General features: G+C 45.0%; 16 protein-coding genes. 6 read left to right on the top strand and 10 right to left on the bottom strand.

What is annotated here, in order from left to right; translation table 11 throughout:
• The first annotated feature begins 741 nt into the window (after positions 1–741).
• Both ABH008_RS03015 and ABH008_RS03010 read left to right on the top strand, forming a co-directional pair.
• The gene (locus tag ABH008_RS03015; RefSeq protein WP_347988394.1) at positions 742–1,749 is read left to right on the top strand and encodes an integrase domain-containing protein; all 1,008 of its coding nucleotides are present in this window, start codon (positions 742–744) and stop codon (positions 1,747–1,749) included.
• A complete protein-coding gene (locus tag ABH008_RS03010; RefSeq protein ID WP_347988393.1) occupies positions 1,733–2,308 on the top strand; it encodes a helix-turn-helix transcriptional regulator in 576 nt (191 codons plus the stop codon). Before ABH008_RS03015 ends, ABH008_RS03010 begins: the two co-directional genes overlap by 17 nt.
• Positions 2,309–2,368: 60 nt before the next feature.
• Here the strand turns inward: ABH008_RS03010 and ABH008_RS03005 are convergent, their stop codons facing one another.
• The 8 genes from ABH008_RS03005 to ABH008_RS02970 form a co-directional block, all read right to left on the bottom strand.
• A complete protein-coding gene (locus ABH008_RS03005; RefSeq protein ID WP_347988392.1) occupies positions 2,369–3,337 on the bottom strand; it encodes a hypothetical protein in 969 nt (322 codons plus the stop codon).
• A gap of 89 nt (positions 3,338–3,426) precedes the next feature.
• A complete protein-coding gene (locus ABH008_RS03000; protein ID WP_347988391.1) occupies positions 3,427–4,554 on the bottom strand; it encodes a DUF3696 domain-containing protein in 1,128 nt (375 codons plus the stop codon).
• A gap of 3 nt (positions 4,555–4,557) precedes the next feature.
• Positions 4,558–5,694: a DUF262 domain-containing protein gene (locus ABH008_RS02995; RefSeq protein ID WP_347988390.1), complete on the bottom strand. Its 1,137-nt coding sequence runs from the start codon at positions 5,692–5,694 to the stop codon at positions 4,558–4,560.
• Positions 5,695–5,835: 141 nt separating this feature from the next.
• On the bottom strand, positions 5,836–7,014 hold the full coding sequence (locus ABH008_RS02990; RefSeq protein WP_347988389.1) for a hypothetical protein: 1,179 nt from the start codon (positions 7,012–7,014) through the stop codon (positions 5,836–5,838).
• A 29-nt stretch (positions 7,015–7,043) separates the two neighbouring features.
• Complete coding sequence (locus ABH008_RS02985; protein ID WP_347988388.1) at positions 7,044–10,001, bottom strand: type I restriction endonuclease; 2,958 nt, start codon at positions 9,999–10,001, stop codon at positions 7,044–7,046.
• An 11-nt stretch (positions 10,002–10,012) separates the two neighbouring features.
• Entirely contained in the window at positions 10,013–11,311 is a 1,299-nt protein-coding gene (locus ABH008_RS02980; RefSeq protein ID WP_347988387.1) for a restriction endonuclease subunit S, read from the bottom strand.
• Entirely contained in the window at positions 11,298–11,519 is a 222-nt protein-coding gene (locus ABH008_RS02975; RefSeq protein ID WP_347988386.1) for a hypothetical protein, read from the bottom strand. Before ABH008_RS02975 ends, ABH008_RS02980 begins: the two co-directional genes overlap by 14 nt.
• A complete protein-coding gene (locus ABH008_RS02970; protein ID WP_347988385.1) occupies positions 11,516–13,870 on the bottom strand; it encodes a class I SAM-dependent DNA methyltransferase in 2,355 nt (784 codons plus the stop codon). Before ABH008_RS02970 ends, ABH008_RS02975 begins: the two co-directional genes overlap by 4 nt.
• 551 nt (positions 13,871–14,421) lie before the next feature.
• On the opposite strand from ABH008_RS02970, the gene ABH008_RS02965 reads away from it, so the two are divergent.
• The 4 genes from ABH008_RS02965 to ABH008_RS02950 are packed head-to-tail and all read left to right on the top strand — an operon-like array spanning position 14,422 to position 17,334.
• Positions 14,422–14,655 carry an AlpA family phage regulatory protein gene (locus tag ABH008_RS02965; protein WP_347988384.1) on the top strand — a complete coding sequence of 78 codons (234 nt, stop codon included), beginning with the start codon at positions 14,422–14,424 and terminating at the stop codon, positions 14,653–14,655.
• Entirely contained in the window at positions 14,639–15,088 is a 450-nt protein-coding gene (locus ABH008_RS02960; RefSeq protein ID WP_347988383.1) for a hypothetical protein, read from the top strand. Before ABH008_RS02965 ends, ABH008_RS02960 begins: the two co-directional genes overlap by 17 nt.
• A complete protein-coding gene (locus tag ABH008_RS02955; RefSeq protein ID WP_347988382.1) occupies positions 15,075–16,874 on the top strand; it encodes a DUF927 domain-containing protein in 1,800 nt (599 codons plus the stop codon). The genes ABH008_RS02960 and ABH008_RS02955 overlap by 14 nt, the downstream gene beginning before the upstream one ends.
• A complete protein-coding gene (locus tag ABH008_RS02950) occupies positions 16,867–17,334 on the top strand; it encodes a hypothetical protein (RefSeq protein ID WP_347988381.1) in 468 nt (155 codons plus the stop codon). The genes ABH008_RS02955 and ABH008_RS02950 overlap by 8 nt, the downstream gene beginning before the upstream one ends.
• 12 nt (positions 17,335–17,346) lie before the next feature.
• On the opposite strand, the gene ABH008_RS02945 is transcribed toward ABH008_RS02950, so the two are convergent.
• Complete coding sequence (locus ABH008_RS02945; protein ID WP_347988380.1) at positions 17,347–18,714, bottom strand: hypothetical protein; 1,368 nt, start codon at positions 18,712–18,714, stop codon at positions 17,347–17,349.
• A 262-nt stretch (positions 18,715–18,976) separates the two neighbouring features.
• Positions 18,977–20,353, bottom strand: coding sequence for an integrase arm-type DNA-binding domain-containing protein (locus tag ABH008_RS02940; protein ID WP_347988379.1), 1,377 nt, complete (start codon positions 20,351–20,353; stop codon positions 18,977–18,979).
• Positions 20,354–20,390: the final 37 nt, after the last annotated feature.

Below are 20,390 nucleotides of genomic sequence, written 5' to 3'. Positions count from 1 at the left end.
CTATCAATGCAGGGTGGCAAGTTTTGGCTATCGGCCTACATAATCAATCGTTTTGTGTCCGAGGATTCGGCTGGCCTATGCCATCCACCCTGACCTGATTCGATTGAAATTCTATTGAGAACTACTCGACACTTTTACTGAATGCCATGCTTCATGGCGCAATGTTCGGCTTTTGCCTATGCAAAACCAACGCCGGTAAGGTTTGTCGGTTCGGGTTTTGTCATCACACTGATGCTTTGGAGCTGGTTAGGCGTCGATCATTCAAGTAAGGCCTGCTGTTTCAATTTTTCCGAAAAACAGAAACAGAAAGGTCTTTAAGTATTTCCATCAAGTAAATCAAACGGATAACTGCGCTTTCATCGCGGGTTTTTCCGGGTTTTGTCGGTAACGGACCATGATGGGGCAGAGTTGATTGTCGCGGTAGGACAAGCAATGCGTTTGGCCAGCACCCCTAGTTCGTTTCCGACAGACCACCTGTATCTCGCTAGCGCAGCGAGTCATAAGCCGCGCACACCACACACTTTGTACGCACAACTGCCGAGTTTGCAACTCGTGCGTCAACACTCATCGTCATGAGAATGGCCTTGTGTACAAAGAGGGTGAGGAGCCGGGGTCCCTGCTCATGACTATTAACAATTTTTTAAGGCCGACCCGGCTCCCTCTTTCCAAGCGGATTTATACCTAAAAGTCCGTTTGGAATGATGGAGCCCATTGCCATCGCTTTTTGTCAGGAAACAAACTATGACCAAACATAACCAAACTAGGTTACACCGGGGTAACCCTTCAAAATCCACCCGGAATTTCGGTATCGGCAGCCGGAACCTGCTGCGTGCCGGAAAAATGTGCTCGCAGCAATCGGAAAAATCATTTTCCACCCGTGGCACTTTGGCAGATCGCTGGACGGTATTCGCCAAATGGCTGGAAGCAGAAAAAGGCATCAGCAAAATGGAAAACATCATGCCGGATCACCTGATTGCCTATGGTCGGCATTTAAACAGCCGAATAGAGCAAGGTGAATTGAAGCCCTCTACTGCCCAGCTTTATATTTCAGCGGTAAACAGCATCTTGAAAACCGCCACAGCGGGCGATTGGAAAACAGTGAGTCCGACCAAGGACTGCGGCATTCCGAAACGGAAATACCTGCCGGAAGCCAGCAAAGCTCTTCCGCAGTCGCAACACGACCAAGTTATTGCCGAATTGACCGAACAAGCAGAGGAACTGCTAGACCAGCGTGTAATCGTCCTGCTGAATTTACAGCGAACACTGGGACTTCGCTTTAAGGAATCTGCCTTGCTGGATGCCAGACAGGCTTTAAAGCAAGGCGATAAAACCGGAACCGTCACTATTCTCACCGGCACCAAGGGCGGTAAACGCCGGGAAGTACCGATCAGTAGTGAAGCAAAGATAGCACTGAAACAAGCGGCCAATATCCAGGACGGACGTTCCATGATCCCAAACGACATGAGCTATGTGAAATTCCGCCAGGAATGTTACGCCAAAGCCCAACAGCTTCAATTCAATTTCCATGCGCAACGCCATCATTACGCCCAGCAACGCTATCAGGACTTAAGCGGCGCACCGGCACCGATCACCACCGGCATTCCCAGAAAGGACTGGCTAAATTACTTGGCCAACTTCTTGAACGTGAATTCAGAAACTGCCGAAGCTATAGATCATAAAGCCAGAGTACAACTATCGACCGAACTGGGTCACAACCGTCTGGAGGTAGTCAGTGTCTACATTGGTTAATCAAATCCAAACGCTTGCCCATCAATACGTGCGTAGCGGCTCCAAGGAAAATCGCCGCCTGCAGGTGGGCAGAATGATCAAGTTCGTCGAATTTATCGAGCAATCCGAACAACTCCACAATCTGCACGAAGTCGGCAAACGTCATGTTATCCAATTCTGGAAAGCCCACCGCGACATGGCGCCGAAAACGGCTAACGCCTATTGGTTAGCCTTATGCGTGATCTGGCAATGGAGCAATAAACCCGGAACGCCGCCCAAGCCTATTATTTTTGCGCAGACAAATTTCCAAAAACCGGCATCAATTCAAACTGAATTGTCGCTCGATAAATCAGAGCAAATCAGTATTTTGCCATCCTTGGTCGAACTCAGCCGAGCTTTAGAAGCATACCGTAAAGACCGAGCATTATCGATTGAAGCCGTTTCCAGTGCAGCAGGTCTCAACCCGACAACACTCTCAGTCATTGAGACCGGCAACGAACAAACCCGTTACATCGACATCGCCACCTTGATCAATTATTACGCCGACACTATAAATCTACAGGGATCAATACATGAGTAAAATCAAACCAAAGCTAGTCGTCGACTATCACTTGCTTTCCGATACAACAATTTTCTGAGTTTATAAGGTCAAATGCGGTCCTAAGTAGGCAACATAAATTGTTTTATCGGCTGAATCAGGATAAAAGTGCATACGAAAACCATCCGATAATTTAACGTGATTTTCACAGTAAACTTTCCTACCCGTCGGCAAAAAGAACTCTCTTTCAGTTTTCTTTTTGCAATCGTTATGAACCGAATTCGATTCACCACTGACATCAGCTGCCAATCCGCATTCTGCAAGATACTGATGTCTATAGTCAAAATAATCACCATTTCGCCATTTTTCGACAAAATTATTCATTGCCGTTAACGCATCTCTTGCTTTAACTAAAATATCCTGGCGATGTGACCAGGTTTTAAGTTGATAACCAAGGTTATCTAGTAACACCAAATAGGTGAAAAATTGCTTACGATTTTCCCAGATAGATTTACCATCAGCAAGTCTGGCATTGCGAGTAAGTTGCAGTATTTTTTGATGCTCAAGCAAACTGTTTAGATCGGATAAATTAGCTAATTGGGATTGATGTTGACCACTATCCAGATTCAACACCCAAACCTTAAGCCAAGTAGATATCCAAATTGAATCACTGGTAAAGCTGATTAAAAAGTTTTGGTAATAATATGCAGCCAATAGTACAATTGAACCTTTATTTTGACCGTCAAACCCAACTTCTAAGCGATTATCTGTATCTTGGAAGGCAATAGGTGTCAGCAAAGGTTTGTGAGTTTGTATACTTCTCAATTTTCTAGTTAAGTCTACATAGTGACTTTGAGTTTTAGCCCATAAAAACCAGTCACGGATAAAATAGTTTGCCGATAATTCAATATCAAATACATGATTTATTCTGTTTTCATCAACCCAAAGTAAGTCATAACCAAATTGCTGGCATTTATGAAAAGTATTAATAAACTCTGCAATTCCTGTGTTAGCTTCTTGTTGATTAGAAAAGGGGAGGGAGTGGTGGTTAAATACCAGAGCTAAGGACATGGCGCCTCATTAGTGACTGACTGGTAATAACTTGGCCATGCATTGCCAAGTTATTGAGCTATAAGAAGTGTCTTTAAAAAAACTACCCATCATAACAACCTGTCCAATTGTTTATCCCACTCATCAAAAAATCCATCCGGCCATTGATCTATTCGGCCTTGATTATCAATGCTAGGGTAAAGCACTTCGGATTCATGATTAAAACACGTCGCACTCCTTTGGAGAAAGAACAATTTGACCAAATCTTTACTAATTAAACTTTCCTTTATCGCTACTCTGACCCCGTTTAAAAAATGGTCAGAATGGGATTCCACAATAATTTGTACCCTACCCGAAGCTGCCGCTAAAGCACATAAGCGCCCCATTACCGATTGTCCGGCGGGATGAAGGTGTGATTCTGGATTTTCAATAATTAGCAAATCACCAGGTTTTGCACTTAAGATACAAGTTACAACCGGTAAAACATAACTCAAGCCAAAGCCCACATTTTGGGGTTTAAAGTCGGCGGTTACATCCTTGCCTTGTACAAAAGAATAACTTAATGTTGCAGAGTTATATTCTGGCATAGCCGCTGCTTTTATTCTTAAACCGGGAGTAATTTCAGACATCCATGCTTCAATATTTTCTAAAAGAGTACTTGATAAGGCATTGCCGTGCTTTAATGCAGTTATACTAAGATTCCGTGAGCCATGAGCAGCTATAAAATGTACAGTATATTCACCATGATTACCAAGAGAGTTTAAGTCTTTGATATGGAAGTCTGACAGGGCATGATGACTTTTTGGTCCTAATCGTTCCGCACAAAGATAATGGAAATTATGATTAAATAAACTTAACTCTGGGTAAAAAATGAGAGGAGGATGGGTATGATTCGTTATATGTGAGTTAGGTAGTAAATCAGAGTCAGATTGATAGTCAAACTTAAATTGCTCAGGGAACTCAAAATCTTCCCATTTTATAAATATCTCTATATTTTCTTCTTCACTTGCAATGGATAAAGCATCCCTACCGGTTCCTAATTGAATATAATCGCCGTTTAGCAACAGACCTTTTGGAATAAGTGTATTACGCTCTTGGGATTGTCTTAATAGCAGTAATGTCTGAATAACTGATGATTTACCCATGCCATTCAGACCAGAATAAACATTAAGCGCACTTAATGGAAAACTGGCCTCCAGTAAGGTTTTAAAGCGTTTTATACTGATAAATTCAATCATATATTATATTAATATAACAAGATCTATAAGTTCTTTAACTTTATTATAACGAATAGAGACGTGTTCTTTTTTCTGGGTTGAGTATGAAATAGCTTTAAAAAACTCGCTGTCCATGATTAATGCTGACACTCTTTCTCTAAACTCATCAACATTATTTTCCAGTACTTCAGCTTCATCCATAGTTAATCGGGCAAAACTAACCATCCATACCTCAAACAGTGTTGAATTCTTGGCCTGTTTTCCATTAATCTTTCCTTGTTCTTTTTCAAAACCTTTTTTGCCCAATAAGGTATGACAACGATGAATTGCAAGCTCGAAAATACGTTCAAATTCTTTTCGGTAATTGGCGTCACCTTTTCTGAGCTCATCCATTGCCTTATCCAGAAACAAAGCCATTTCCTTTTTATTAGCTTTATCGAAGTAATCGAAACGATAAAAAGCCCAAAATCTCAGTACTAGCTCTTGATCACTCATTCGTTTGGATAAATCGCCGAGCATGGTTTTCATCAAGGGATGAGAAGCAAGTTTTTCCAAAAAGAGTCTATCGTCTGGTTTAGCAAGAGCGTTTCGAATCTCTTGATTATTGAGAGTAAGCCCACCAGTATTGATACGTCTAAATATACTGTATTTGACATTGTCAGGCGTACCAGGTTTGATCAAATACACAGTTACTGGACATTCTTTTATACGTCGCTGATACGTTCTATGTAATTGATCATAATTTTGGCCATTTAAATCAGTTAAAAATTCCAACCCACTTAAACGTAATTTTTTTTCAACTACAAACTTTCGAATAGCAGATAAGCGTTGTAAACCATCGACAATCAGCCAATTTTCATTATTTGTCGCATCAAAATAGAAAGCAGGCAAGGGAAATCTAATTAATACTGATTCAATTAATCGACTCATTTTCTGATTATCCCAAAGATCAGCATGACGCTGAAAATCAGTATTCATGTCAATTTCATCATGTTGAATACGTTCAATAAGCGTATCCAGAGACTTGGGTTCGACGACGATGTTTATTTCAGCCGGGTTAAACGGCTCCATAACTTGATCCAGTAAATTGCCTTCCAGTTCGCCTGGTTCGGGTAGCTCCGGTTCCAGTTCTGTTATATTTTGGAGTTCGGCATCCAACATGTGAGTTATGATTATCCTGGAATTGAATTACAGAAAGGAAACATGATGTTAACGTTAATTATCATGAATAATAAAACAATGATAACTGTTTTTTCAGTATTTTTGAAAAATAACCTGTTTTATCCATCAAGAATCCTCTACTTAGATTTTTGCATCAGCCAACCGTTTCATCCACGCGCCACGCTTACCATGCACGCAGAGCAATTTTACCAGGCCATGCTTGAAATCGCTTTCCCGCCCAGATTGAGTCAAAGCCCCCGCCAAATCTTTCAATGCTTGCAAAGCCTGATCATAGGCATGCCCGGATCCACGCTGCAATGTTTTGTCTATGGTAGCCCAAGCCTCTTCCGAATTTGCAGCAATGCGTTCTAATTGTTGATTACGTTCAGCGCGACGCTTGGCTTCCTGAACTACACGTTGTTGCTGTTCGATTTTAAGCCGTTTAGACCGTGCAGCTTCGCGGCCGAGATTGATTTCCGCAACAGTACGCCGTTTTGCTGAATCCGAACTAGGGGAATGTTCCCGCTGCCAGGCCAGATAGCGCTGTTTTAAGGCTCTTTCGGCTTCCTGACTACGTCCTTCCAGCAATAAACGAAGTGTCGCGCGCATATCATTAGACGACTGAAGCGCAATCCAGTTGGCCAAATCAGAATCTACTGTATCACCATCAGATAAAGCTGAGCTGGTGTTTGCCGCAGCGGCGAGCCAATCCGGATCAATCATCAGGAATTCAGTTAGTGCTATTTGTGCCGGTGTTAATGTTTGCAGTCCGGCTGGTATTGGGGGTTCGACATCATAGTCCTCTAACTCTTCGTTACAAACTCGCGCCAGCCAGCCCAAATAGAATGGCCGAGTATCGCCGCGCATCAGTTCGTCGCGTAGCGGCAGCAAACTCCCCATCCATGCGGAACCATGGTCTTCACTCCAGAAACGTTCGTTCTCACCGGAATCATCGTTAAAACTCCAGTGTAATATCCAGTAATCGGAAACCTTAGTCACAGCAAATGCATCGGTAAAGCATGGTTGCGCCCATGTGCGCGTTGACACCGTGAAATGTTCCAGCATTTCCTTGTCTAGTGTGGAAACAGGCAAACGCAGCATCAAACTGCAGGTTCCCCAATTTGCTGAATAGACGTGCGCATCGAAATAGCGCTGCATCCAGTCTAAAGGATCGCCCTTTAGATCACCCCAATGATATTCATTTATGAAGCTGGTTGCGGTAATTGTCGCGCGTGACGAGCGGCTGCGCAGTTCGGCTTGTTGCTCTGTAGTCAGGAGGTAGTCAACCGTTCTGAATTCATAATATTGATATTCGCTCATTGTTCAGTTTCAAAATAATAGATTGGTCGTCAAGTAGAAAAAACCAGATCGCCCGCTCGAGTAACCAACACCCTGGCAATGATCGCATCAAACGCCCGCTTAAAGTCCGGGTCGGATGCATATCGTTTGTATAAATCCAGCTCCCGCTTGCGTTCAATGCTGATAGCATTCTGAATCAGCTTTTCCAGTGCCAGTTGCCGATTCTGGCTATCCGGATTGTCTTCTACCTGGGCTTTGTAATCGGCGTGTTCCATTACATGCTTGGCAATGTTGATGAATTTTACCCGCTGCTCTTCCGGAGTGGCTTCCCAACCGGCAAAATAGCGTTCGTTAAAGACTCTGATAATGTCATCCAGCGGATCTCGTTCCTCACCGCCACCGATAAAGCCGCGCAGATTCGGGTTTTGCGGTTCCAGTTCGGTCTCGGAGGAGTCCAGGCCAATTTGCACATTTAGTTTGGAACGCTCCAAACCATAGGTGGATAGGTCGACGCTGTTCAGTAACTCGTCCAGCATATCCTGATCTGGGTCTTTAACCTTGAGTTTGGGTATCAAAAACTTTAAAAACCAGTGCAACATTTCCCAATTGATATTATTGAACGGGATAATCGCGGCGATCTGGGCGTAGATTTTCACAAACTGCTTTGCCTTGATCTTGAAATCGATACGCTGTTCATCGTCCAGATCGGCATCAAAACGGGTGACAACCGTATCGATGATGGGATGCAGTTGTTCCGCCTCGACGCCGGTGAAAAACTTGTCGTTAAAGTCGGCCACTTCGTCCCATTCATACACTCCAAAGTCGTCCAACGCATCTTTTAAATCGTGCAGTACATTGACGTCGGTTGGCTCGCTAAGCGTGGTAGCGGTGTAATAGGGATCGAAGGCAGATTTAATATCGTCCACCGAATTGTAGAAATCCAGCACAAAGGTGTCGGATTTGCCCAGCTTCCAGTTGCAGCGGTTTAGCCGTGACAACGCCTGTACCGCCAGCACGCCTTGCAGTTTTTTATCGACGTACATGGTATGCAGCATCGGTTCGTCGAAGCCGGTCAGGTATTTATTGGCGACCACCAGAATTTTGTAATCGTCTTTCTCGAATTCCTCCGGCAGATCACGGGCGGAAATGCCGTTGATGCCATCCTCAGTGTACTTAATACCATCCAGCATTTTTTCGCCGGAAAAAGCCACTAACGCCTTAAAAGGCGCATTGACCTCCTTCAAGGCAGTGCGGATGGCAAAGAAATAGCGGATGGCACATTCAATATTACGTGTGACCACCATGGCCTTGGCCTTGCCTTTCATTTTTTTGGCCTGCCAGATATTGCTCGTAAAATGATCAATGATAATCCGGGCTTTAACTTCTATGGTGCTGGGGCTGGCCTCAACAAATGCCTTGAGCTTCTTTTGCGCCTTGGCGGTATTGAACAGCGGATTTTCCTCAACGGATTTCTGCACCTCGTAATAGCTTTTATAGGTTGTGTAATTGGCCAGCACATCCAGGATGAATTGCTCTTCGATGGCCTGCTTCATGGAATACAAATGAAACGGGTAAAATTTACCGTCCGCGCCCTGTCGACCAAATTTTTCCAACGTTTGCGGTTTGGGTGTGGCGGTAAAGGCAAAGTAGCTGGCGTTTTTGCTCATTTTACGGTCGCGCATCACCGCTAAAATCCGGTCTTGTATATCTTCAGGCTCTTCCGTCTCTTGTCCGGCCAGCGTTTCGTTGACTTTATCGGCGGCGATGCCGGATTGCGAGGAATGTGCCTCGTCGATAATCACCGCAAAATTGCGGTCAAACAATTCACCGATGCCGTCGACGATGAAGGGAAATTTCTGCACCGTGGTAATAATGACCTTTTTACCGGCTTCCAGATTGTATTTCAGCTCAACGGCGCTTTCGCAATGGGCGACAATATTTTTCACTTCCGAAAACAGCTTGATATTGTCTTTGAGCTGGCTGTCCAGCACCCGGCGGTCGGTGACGACCACTACTGAATCGAAGACGTTTTTAAGGCCGGATTTGTCATAAAGTTCCACCAATTGATACGCCAGCCAGGTGATGGAATTGGATTTGCCGGAACCGGCGGAATGCTGGATTAAATAAGTCTGGCCTATGCCGTTGTGTTTGGCGTCCCGCAAAATGCCGCGCACTACGTCCAGTTGATGATAACGCGGGAAAAACAGCGATTTCTTGTCCTTGCCGGTTTTCTTGTCTTTCTCGACCGTAAACTTGGCAAACTGCTCGATGATATTGGTTAGGCTGCGGCGGCTGAGTATTTCTTTCCACAGATAAGCGGTTTTATGGCCGTTAGGGTTTACCGGATTGCCCTTGCCGAAATTGAAACCCTTGTTGAACGGCAAAAAATTGCTGTCGTTACCGGACAAGCGGGTACACATATAGGCTTCGTCAGGATCGACGGCAAAATGCACCAGACAGCGGCCAAATTCGAACAAAGCCTCCTTGGGATCACGATCATTGCGGTATTGCTTGATGGCGTGATAGACATTCTGACCGGTCCAGGGATTTTTCAACTCCAGGGTGACAATGGCCAAACCGTTGATAAACAGCACCATGTCAACCGATTTGAAGCTGTCGTCATCGCTGTAATGCACCTGCCGGGTGACACTGAAACGGTTAGCTTTGAAATTAGCCAACACCTCGGGATTCATGTCGTTATAGGGCAACCGGTACAGTAAATCGAAATGGGCATCGTCTATATCCAGGCCTTTTTTCAACACTGCCAGTACGCTGTCTTTCTTGATCTTTTTGGCTAAACGCTCTAGAACCAGCCGTTGCCAGTTAGGGCGGTCTTTCAGCTTGGCCAGTTGCTTGGGCTGGGTGGCTTCCAGAAATTGCCAGAACAGCTTGGCTTCGATGGCGAATTCACGGTCGAAGTCAGCCGGGTTGCCAATCAGGTAGCCATCTTTAGCTAGGGCATTTTCAATGTGGGTTTCCAGAGCGGCTTCGTTGGTTTGACTGACCATTCTAATTTCCTTTAGACTTTGATATTTCCGGTAACAACCTCAGATATCAAAGCAATACGAAGATCAAGGAGCTTATCTCTTGCTTTTTCTTCAGACGCAATAATCTTGTTACTTGTTTCTGTAATGGTTTTAACAAATGCGCAAATATTTTCTTGTTCAATAATTGGTGGCAGATTAACCTCAAAGTTACCAATTTGGTCTGGACTAATGTGTGGAACACTAATGCCGGTGAGCATTGGTTCAAAGTAATTAAGAAATCCCCTAGAAGTTAAAACAATTTCAAGGAATCCTTGAGTAATTTTTTTCTTTGCACGTATTCTCGCCACCCGCTGGAGCAGAAGGCACGGCAGATCTTTGTTACGGATTCTGGCAACCCGTATTCCATCAGTAACCCAGGGGCGGTCCATACCAATCACCAAATCTCCTTCCTTTAACAGATAAGCAGAATATGAATCAATTTTGGTTGCAGGCCAATAAACAGTCTCTTCCCAATTCACTTTGCCAGGGTTGATATTTACGCCCCTTAACAATGGAATATCACTTTCTTCCATTGAATATTGATTACTCTTAAATGCGAATCCTGGCAGCAAGTTGATACAACGTTTTAACTTGTAACGTTCCCAATGTGCAGGCACCTCTCCAATCCATTCCACCTCACTTTCTCGCATAACCACATTCGGATTTAACCCGCGAGTAACAGCCTGATTGATCAAAATGCTTTTCTGCTCTTGCAGCAGCTCAATCAGCCATTGCTTTTTGGCAGTCGCGGCATCAATTTCGGCGGTTTTCTGGTCGAGGAAGTTGACGATGCGTTCGACATCTGTCTGAGGAGGAACAGGCGAATATATTGTCTTGAAATCCTCATATCTGAGGCTGTTCATGTCCAGGCATAGACCATATGAATGCCGATTAGCTTCAGCGATGAATGCTTCGGTACGGTAAAGATAGTGAAAATATCGCGAGTAGAAAGTATCTCGTGGTCTCAGTACAATATAAGCGGGGCTGACAATGCCATCATAGTCCGATGCTCCAATTGCGCCTTGCCACATTCGCATTTTGTTGTAAGCCAAATCATCCTTACGAACAACCTTGTATTTGGATTTGTCTTCATTCGAACTATCCTTCTTGGCCGTTATCTCATCCTGCTTGATGATTCCGCGATTAATCGTAACAGACAACAGTTCCATATTGGCCTGGTTACTTTCTTTGCGTTCATCAAAAACACCGATATTGCGTTTAACATCCCAATGACTGGGGATTTCTCCTAACCATTCAACGCCACTGGGTTTGTAACTTTCATATCGCTGCATCACTTACCTCCTGTTGTCTTCCAGAATGGCTCACTGTAACGGTTTTACCATCGGCAGCAGTTGTTGCAAAATTTGCAACAACTGACTCACGCAACAATGACAGCCAGACGGTCTCGCCGGAAAGCTTAGCGTCAAGACAAGTACTACCATCTTCAGATTTATACAACAGAAATTCGCTATCAGACGGCAACATGTTCGATTCCGTCATGACTGTATGCCTACAAAGCTGACCAGTTGTTTCAGCAAGCCATCGGTTTCCGCTTCCAGCGCCAGAATTTCCCTGGTTACGTCTTTCAGACTGCGCAAGGGCTTATGCTGATAGAAGTATTTGTTAAAGCTAATTTCGTAGCCGATAACGGTTTTGTCCAGAGCGATCCAGGCGTCTTCAACATGAGGGCGCACTTCACGGATAAAGTAGTCGTGGATGACAAGGGAGGCCAACAGTTCCGTACTGGACGCCAGCGGCACATTCTCGCTGTCGCGCAGCTCGCTGTCAGCTTCGTATTCAAAGTATTCGCCTATCTTGCCGGTAGACCAATAGCCGTAATCGCTGAGTTTGTCCTGGGTAGTCTGTAACTGATCCAGCACCTCCTGCAATTTGGAGCCACTGAGTTTATGCAGCTTCTTGATCACCTTGGCGGCGCGTTCGTCTCTCCAGCTAACCGCACCCAGAATTTGCTTGCGTTCCTGAGCGGACAGTTTAAGACTTAAGGTTTTGCAGGCATCATCCACTGTGGCATCAAATTGGTTGTAGTCCAGGTGTTCGTCTCCGCCGATTTTGTCGGCCAGTTTTTGTGCGGCCTGCATGATGGCCTGTTGCGCCTGCCAGGTATTATCCGACAGCAAATCCTTACGGTTTTTCGGCGACAGCGTGATTTCCTCGCGTTCCAGATGCGCTTCTATGGTTTGGGCGTGGGCTTTAAGATTATGGTAAACCTCTTCGCCATATTTGCCGTATACCCATTCCATGACTTCCTGCATACCCGGAGTAAAGCGTAATGTGGCGATACGTTCTGGACTGAACTGTGCTGCCAGCCGTAAGGGGCGTTCGACAATGACTTTGTAATAACCGAAATCTCGATTATTAAATACCTTGGAGATGCCGTCATTCGGCATATTCAGGTAAAGCCGGGTTATCTGCCCAATATGCTCGTCGCTGAATTCGCAGTTTTTGGCGCCCAGATTTTTGCGCAGCTTTTGGTAAAGGTTAGAGGCGTCGATTAGTTGTACCTTGCCCAGGCGCTGTTCACTTTTATGATTAGATAGCACCCAAACATAGGTAGTGATGCCTGTGTTATAAAACAGATTATTGGGCAACTGGATGATCGCTTCCAGATAGTCGTTTTCAATAATGTGGCGGCGAATATTGCTTTCACCGCTACCGGCATCGCCGGTGAACAGGGAAGATCCGTTGTGGACTGAGGCAATCCGCGAACCCAAAGGGCTGTCGGACTTGCGCTTCATCTTGTCCACCATTTCCATCAGGAACAGCAACTGACCGTCTGAAGAGCGTGGAATAGCCGGGTAAAAGTCGAACTCTTCGCCGCTGTAATCTGCAAGATTGACCTCAAAGCGCTTATCCAGCACATCCTTACCTTCAACGATGCTTTTTTGCTCGGTTTTCCAGGATTTGCCGTAAGGCGGATTAGTGAGCATGAAGTCAAAACGCTTGCCGGAAAAATCATTGGTGGCCAGCGTTGAGCCGAACAAAATATTTTCCGGATCGTTGCCCTTGATCATCATGTCGGATTTACAAATAGCATAGGTTTCGGGGTTGACCTCTTTGCCGTACAGGTACACACCGACATTAGCCTTTATTTCTCCTTCCGGGTCGGTAATGAAATCCTGCGATTCGGTGAGCATGCCGCCGCTGCCGCAAGCCGGATCGTAAATGGTTAGAGGGTTGGGCAATTGATCTTTGACCGGGATGAACACCAAATTGGTCATCAGCTTGATCACTTCGCGCGGGGTAAAGTGCTCGCCGGCCTCTTCGTTATTTTCTTCATTGAACTTGCGGATCAGCTCTTCAAACACATAGCCCATGCCGAGATTGGACAGGCCGGGTTGATTGCGGCCATCCGGCCCTTTACGGTCATCCGGGCCAAGGTTGATTTCCTCGCTAACGAATTTCTCAATCACATCATGCAGGACATCGGACTGTGACATTTTACGAATCTGATTGCGCAAATCGAACTTATCTATAATTTCCTTAACGTTATCGGAAAAACCGTCCAGATAGTTTTTCAGGTTGGCTTCCAGTTGCGAGTGGTTACCGAGCAGAGTTTTAAGGGTAAAGCGCGAGGTGTTGTAAAACACATAGCCTGAGGCGTCACGCAAACCGATTGGGTCAAGATCGCTCATGCCGGCGTCTTCACGCTGAAAACGCACCTCTTCTAAAACGGCTTCCTTGCTGGGTTCCAGCAAACAATCCAGGCGGCGCAACACGAACATGGGCAGGATAACGTCGCGGTATTTGCCGCGCACGAACACATCGCGTAAACAGTCGTCGGCGATAGACCAGATGAAACTGACAATTTTGTTGTGGGAAGAGTGGTCCATATCCTTTTTGTGTTTGTCGCTTTCGCTTTTTTAATTTCATACGGTTTGGCGTAAGCCGATAGCTATTCAATTATACAAGCTAATTGATGCCTAACTGAATTTCTCACATTGTTTTGTACAAAAAACGAGTAATTTTCCATCTTTTGTACAACTCAGCTAAAAAATCATCTTCAGAATATCTATCCTGGGCCAATGGATGTCAATCAAGGGTTTTTTAAGGTATTACTAAATTATTTTTTAGTAATACCTTAGCAATACAAAATAAATATATATAATAAAATCAACAACTTACTATTACCAAAATCGTCAATAACTAGGATTTCTAATTTAAAAATCTAATTAGGCCTTTTAAGGTCGTTTTTCGATGCGATAGATAAAAAAATGTTGCTGGATAATATCGACCCATAATACACATTCCGCAGGAATGTAGAGTTGCTCGGTAACGAGCTTTTATTTGAACAATGGCTAACCTGGCTTTGCCTGTAGCAAAGTTTCTGGATGCTAACTATCGACCATTGCCGTGTAACTTTTATATTTCGAGGTTTTTCGTAATGCATTCTCTTCCAGAAACAGGCTATCTACGCCTTCCCCAAATTATAGGTAATTCCAAATCCAATCCGCCTATACCGGCGCTGATTCCGGTCAGCAAATCAACCTGGTGGGCGGGTGTTAAATCCGGCCGTTTTCCAGCGCCGATTAAACTCGGTCCCCGTATTACGGTCTGGCGGGTGGAAGATATCCGCGAATTGATCATCAGGTTGGCGCTTGATGCAGCTGCGGCATAGAAAAAAACTGCCTCCGTTCGGCAAAGAGTTGGCGGAAAAATTGCAATCGGATAATCCGCCGTGGCTGGTGATTGTCTGTATAGGACGAGATTGTTGGCGACGAGCCAGACATTGGCAGAAAAACCCGTCTGTTTGGGCGCTGGTCATGCCTGCGTCTGAATCGCCACTTGGCTTCATCTGGCAGGTGGCGGCACTCTATATCCTGATAGATTGGGATTTAGGGCCGACCCATAAGCAAATTATTCATTTGGTAAAAGTCCTCTTAGTTGCAGGAGCCGAGCAGGTGACGGTTCGCCCTTGCTGGGTGGATATCAATGAACCGGCTTTTGAGTATGACGCATCAAGGCCTGTGAATTGTCGCTGGGTTCAGATCAGGGAGCAGATCATGATTTATCCTGGGCTCAAGCGGAGAAATGGCGATGTTTCTGCCTGAAGTGATTGAGATTGACGAAGCCGAATTGTCATGCCTGGAAAAAAGCGTCGTTTCCAATAAATCCGAGGTCAGGCAATTGTCGTTCGCTGATTTGGAATTACCTTGTTATATCGTTGAGGAAAACTGGTTCGACCTAGGCGGCAAGCGTCAATCAGGTGTCTGGTATTGCTATCAGACCGAAGGTAACCAGAAAACGCCATCGGCTCAACATGCCATTCGGATTTGTTCGCCACTTTATATAGAAGCCGTCACCAATACTGAAGATGGTCAATTTTTTGGCCGCTTGTTACGTTTTCGCAATACCTTTGGCCGGTGGCGACAATGGGCCATGCCGATGGAATTGCTGCGCGGTTCCGGCGAAGAGTTGCGGGGCGAACTGTTAGCGGCAGGCGTGGAGATAGAACAGAAAAATCGGAATAAGCTTGCCGATTATCTACAATCTCATATTCCGGACAAAATCATCACTGCTGCGACCCATACTGGTTGGACAACCAGTGGCAATGCCTTTGTGATGCCGGACCGGATTGTCGGCGCCGATAATGTCTATCTGCAAAGCGACAGCATCGGTAAGTATGGGGCTATTCGCCCAGGCGGCGATTACCGGGAATGGCAACAACTGGCAGCACTCTGTGCTAGAAATCCGGTATTGATTTTATCACTATGCGTCTCATTCGCAGGGCCTTTGCTGGCAAAAGTCCATCATGATTCTGGAGGCATACATTGGGTAGGCGACTCCAGTACAGGTAAGACGACAGCTTTGTTGTTGGCAGTATCAGTATGGGGCGGCGAGGATTTCAAGCGCAGCTGGCGGGCCACTTCAAATGGTCTGGAAAGTGTTGCGGCCATGTTATCTGATACTTGTTTGTGTCTGGATGAAATCAACGAAGCCGATCCGCAGGAAGTGGGCAGCATCGTTTATTGTTTGGGCAACGGCACAGGCAAAACCAGAGCCAATAAAGTCGGCTCTGCCCGGCAAGTTCAACGCTGGCGATTAACAATTTTATCCACCGGCGAACGATCCATTACTGCCGCCATGAAAGAAAGTGGTAAACAGGCCAAGGCCGGTCAGTTGATGCGTCTGCTGAGTATTCAAGCAAAACGGCAATTTGGGCTATTCGATACCCTGCACCATTTTAATGATGGTAGAACACTATCGGATTTCTTTAAAACTCAGTCCGCCAAACATTACGGTCATGCCGGCATCAAGTTTGTTGAATATTTGATTCAGCAAGGCAATGCAGATTTCGCCGCTGTACTTGCAAAAATTGAAGCGCAATTCAATCACGCTGATCATCAGTCGGCCAGGGCGGCGTCTAAATTTGCCTTGTACGCGATGGCCGGAGAACTGGCTATTGAGGCCGGAATTGTGTCGTGGGAACAAGGTGCTGCATTACAGGCTTGCCAGTTGTTTTTTGCCCAATGGCTGCGTGAACGCGGTAAAGGGCTTACAGAAGACCAGCAAATTTTACAGAATGTCGGCACCTATATTCTCAAATACGGTGATACCCGATTCACAGACAGAAATAATCCCAATGAGAAACCACGGGCTGAACGGGCCGGATGGTATCAGGATAATGACGATGAACGTATTTATCTTTTTACCAGTGACGCTTTGAAGGAAGCTGGCGGCAATTTTGATTTCAGTCGGGTGCTGAAAGCACTGGAAGATGCCAAATGGATAGTCGCTCACAATGCTGGTAAACGCGCCAGAAAAACGACGATAACCGGTTTAGGCAAACCCTCTTTATACTGGATATTACCAGTTGAGGAAGCGGATCATGCTTGAAGGTTTGTTTAACCAGATCGCCGGTCAAATGCCGCCGACAGTTCCCCCGAGTCCTTCTCAAAAACCGCTAGGGGAACCGCTACAGCCCAGAGTTTACAAGCCTATTCCCTGGGTTCCCCCGGTTCGCTCAGAAAAATACAAAATCCAAAATACACAACCATTTCCTGAACAGGACAGGCAAAAAATACTCGATTATTTGGCGGCTATCGGCGAAACTGACCAGGAAATTATTCAAGAGATTTTGGAAGTCCGCACCAGGGATAACAGCAAAAAGCTTTGGTTGCTGCAATGGGCTGCCAAGACTTTGCCTGCTCCATACATTGATTTATTGGATGATAGGCATTATTGCCGGGAATGCTGCTTTATGAAAAACCGTAGATGCCAACGACATGGCTTTTGGCCTGTGGATAATATTCCCAGACGGTGTGTTGAATTTAAACATCAAAAAGGTAGTGTATAAAGAGGATGCGAGTTAGTTTGCATTGCTTGATGGCTCGCTTTGAATATTGTCCAAAATAGACTTAATCAAATGAATTGGGCGTTGTCCATGAAACATAATTCTGAGAAATATGCCGTCCGCTATTACTATTTCCGATTTGCCATTTCCAATAAAGATCGCCTTTCCATTATGTCGGTATGGATGCGCATCCTTATTGTCAAGTCTGCTTGCCTCTTTATTTGTTGCGTATCTGACTTGTAAACCCGACTTCGTACACTGATCTAATAAAGATTCTACATTTATGGCCATGCAGACCTGCTTGCGACCAAATAAAATATCAAACTTGCTTTCGGAAGGAATGTTTAAGATAAATATTGGAACAGCCAATGGGTCTAGCATGCAATCTACAAGTCTGGATCGCGGGCAAGAATGTGTCCCCCCGCAATTGTCAAACCAACTATTAAATACCATATGTCCAACCTTTCTCATTGATTCTTCAGAGTAACATCCTAGAAAAAGGCATTCGTCGATCACGCTGATTGCCCAACCCTTTCTTTCAGATTCAGCAATAACATAATTCAAATCATCATCCCATGAATCAAGGTAAACGTAATTTTCTGGGATGATGACCTTACTATTGGTGTCGGGGTCAACAGAAACACCTCTATTAATAACTTCTTTTACATGACCCATTCTTTCTGCTTGACGTAGCATTCGCCCTAGTTGCTTAACACTATCCGGTCCCTCTTGTTGCGCAAAGTAAAAAAAAGACCTTTCGCAGCCATGCTGCAAATAAAAATCCATAAATTTCAAAATATCATGATTTTTCTTACCCTCCTTGACTTCAGCTATTGTCATATTACCAGTTGGCCCCATAAGCAAAAGATCTCCGACTTGAATAAATGAAGTCAAGTCAGAAATCAGCGCCATACCACCAGGGTTATTATTGTTGAAGTGTTCGGCAGCAAGGACGACTGAATCAAAGTTAGAGTGTTTGAGATCGGGCTGGGAATGCCCTTTATACAATCGCCTCGCATAACAAAGCTGCTTGCCAATAAATTGCCATGCAATAGAGTCGGCAATTCCTCTAAATAAGACATCGTGAGAAGGTGTCAGCCCCTGATTTGAACGAATTAGCCCTACCATTAACTGTTGAGCTTTCCACATTCCCTTATGAGCCGACTCAAAAAATCTCTCTCTCGTATGTGAATCTTCCTTTAGTTTATCCGAGCTATTAATCTCCTCCCACATGTGTCGAGAACCACAGCAAGCCAATTCGTACAAACTTCGGGTCAAATCCTCAACTTCTGGCCTCAATACCAATGGTTGCAAAGTGGTAAATTGATCATATTTAAACTTTTTCTTTTTTTTCAGTCCCATCGTATATTTTAGAGTAGCCATGCAAAAAAAGTTATATTAGTTTTATAATCGACAAGAAAACCATTTAATTACAATTACTGCTTGATAAAAATAGCTTTTACTTGCTGAATACTAAACTAATATTGATCAGTAGATATACTTCCTGGTCGACTGATTTTTCATTTAATATCTTCAAATCAAAAAAACCATGCGAAGATCAGAAAAAGACCCAAGCTCTCTCTGACCTATTACGCTTTAAATTCAGTATATTACAGATAAAATCTGAACTTTTATAAATGATACATTAACCGCGCTTCCGTATCGGAATTACATTTGCCCCAGATTTCAAACTATCCAGATAATCTGCCCACCATTGCATTAACTCTGCCCGGTCATTCAGATATTGCGCATGATTATAAGCCGCTTCGGTTTTGCCTTTGACGATATGTGATAGCTGCGCTTCAATCACTTCCCCGCTGAATTTCCCCTTACCATCTTCCCTAATTCGGGTTGAAGCAATACCTCGAAAGCCGTGGGCGGTCATTTCCTCTTTGCTGTAGCCCATTCGGCGTAATGCGCTTAATAGGGCTTCTGCCGCCATGTGGCGTTCGTGCTTGCTGCCTGCCGCCGTTCTTAATCCGGTAAAAACATAGCGCCCATTACCGGTTAAGGGATGAATATCTCGCAGAATTGTGATTGCCTGCCGGGATAGCGGGACATAGTGAACTCGATCAGGATCGTTTTTAAGAACGGCCCGTTGTTTCTTGATGTGTGCCGGTACTGTCCATAAGGCTTTATCAAAATCAATATCTTTCCATTCCAGCGTCGCCAGCTCACCCGGTCTAACGAAGGTTAGCGGCAGCAATTGCAGCGCCGCTCGAACAATAGGGGATCCTTTGTAGTCGATGATGTCATTCAACAGTGTAGAAATATCATCAATATTTTTTAGCCTGGCAAAGTTTTTTTGCGGCGGAACCGGTTTTAAAACTGTTCTAATTGCTGTGGCTGGATTATTTTCGCAACGGCCAGTTCCAATCGCATAGGCAAAAACCGCTTCACAAGCCTGATTGGTTCGGTGCGCCGTTTCGATTGCGCCCCGTGACTCGATTCGCCGAATGGTTTCAAGCAAGGTAATGGCAGTGATCCTGTTAATGGGAGTGAATCCCAAGTATGGGAATACGTCATTAACTAGCCTGATCAGTGTCCGCTGGGCGTGGCCTTCCGTCCAGGTATCTTTTTTATATTCCCACCATTCACGCGCTATGGGTTCAAAGCTATCGGCTCCGCTTTGGCTGATGCGTTCGGCTTTACGTTGCTGGCTGGGATCTATGCCATTGGCGACTTGCGCCCTAAGTTCGGCTCGCCGGTCTCTGGCGCCAGGCAAAGTTATTTCGGGGTATAAGCCAAGCGACAAGGTTTTTTGCTTGCCATCGACGCGATAGTCGAAGCGCCACCAGGATGAGCGTTCCGGTTCGGCGACAAAATACAATCCGCCGCCATCCGGGGCTTTATTTGCCTTGCCTTCTTTCTTTGCTGTTGCCGCCATACTTTTAATGGTCAGCGGCGATAGTTTGTTCAGTGTTTTCGCCATGTGCAGCCCCATTGCTGGTAAATGCTTTGCTGGTAAACCGTCTACCAGCATTTTTACCAGCAATTGCCGGTAGATTGTATTGTATTCCACTGCACATCACTGGACAACAAAAAACCCGCTAGACCTT

Origin of the sequence: Methylomonas sp. AM2-LC (genome assembly GCF_039904985.1) — a bacterium.
Lineage (GTDB): Bacteria > Pseudomonadota > Gammaproteobacteria > Methylococcales > Methylomonadaceae > Methylomonas.
The sequence above is the reverse complement of the archived record's forward strand: the minus strand, read 5'-3'. Positions and strand labels throughout refer to the sequence as shown.

Coding starts and splice junctions, on each gene's coding strand:
- ABH008_RS03015 (WP_347988394.1), top strand. CDS start 742: ATGACCAAACATAACCAAACTAGGTTACACCGGGGTAACCCTTCAAAA.
- ABH008_RS03005 (WP_347988392.1), bottom strand. CDS start 3,337: ATGTCCTTAGCTCTGGTATTTAACCACCACTCCCTCCCCTTTTCTAAT.
- ABH008_RS03000 (WP_347988391.1), bottom strand. CDS start 4,554: ATGATTGAATTTATCAGTATAAAACGCTTTAAAACCTTACTGGAGGCC.
- ABH008_RS02995 (WP_347988390.1), bottom strand. CDS start 5,694: ATGTTGGATGCCGAACTCCAAAATATAACAGAACTGGAACCGGAGCTA.
- ABH008_RS02990 (WP_347988389.1), bottom strand. CDS start 7,014: ATGAGCGAATATCAATATTATGAATTCAGAACGGTTGACTACCTCCTG.
- ABH008_RS02985 (WP_347988388.1), bottom strand. CDS start 10,001: ATGGTCAGTCAAACCAACGAAGCCGCTCTGGAAACCCACATTGAAAAT.
- ABH008_RS02980 (WP_347988387.1), bottom strand. CDS start 11,311: ATGCAGCGATATGAAAGTTACAAACCCAGTGGCGTTGAATGGTTAGGA.
- ABH008_RS02975 (WP_347988386.1), bottom strand. CDS start 11,519: ATGACGGAATCGAACATGTTGCCGTCTGATAGCGAATTTCTGTTGTAT.
- ABH008_RS02970 (WP_347988385.1), bottom strand. CDS start 13,870: ATGGACCACTCTTCCCACAACAAAATTGTCAGTTTCATCTGGTCTATC.
- ABH008_RS02965 (WP_347988384.1), top strand. CDS start 14,422: ATGCATTCTCTTCCAGAAACAGGCTATCTACGCCTTCCCCAAATTATA.
- ABH008_RS02960 (WP_347988383.1), top strand. CDS start 14,639: ATGCAGCTGCGGCATAGAAAAAAACTGCCTCCGTTCGGCAAAGAGTTG.
- ABH008_RS02955 (WP_347988382.1), top strand. CDS start 15,075: ATGTTTCTGCCTGAAGTGATTGAGATTGACGAAGCCGAATTGTCATGC.
- ABH008_RS02950 (WP_347988381.1), top strand. CDS start 16,867: ATGCTTGAAGGTTTGTTTAACCAGATCGCCGGTCAAATGCCGCCGACA.
- ABH008_RS02945 (WP_347988380.1), bottom strand. CDS start 18,714: ATGGCTACTCTAAAATATACGATGGGACTGAAAAAAAAGAAAAAGTTT.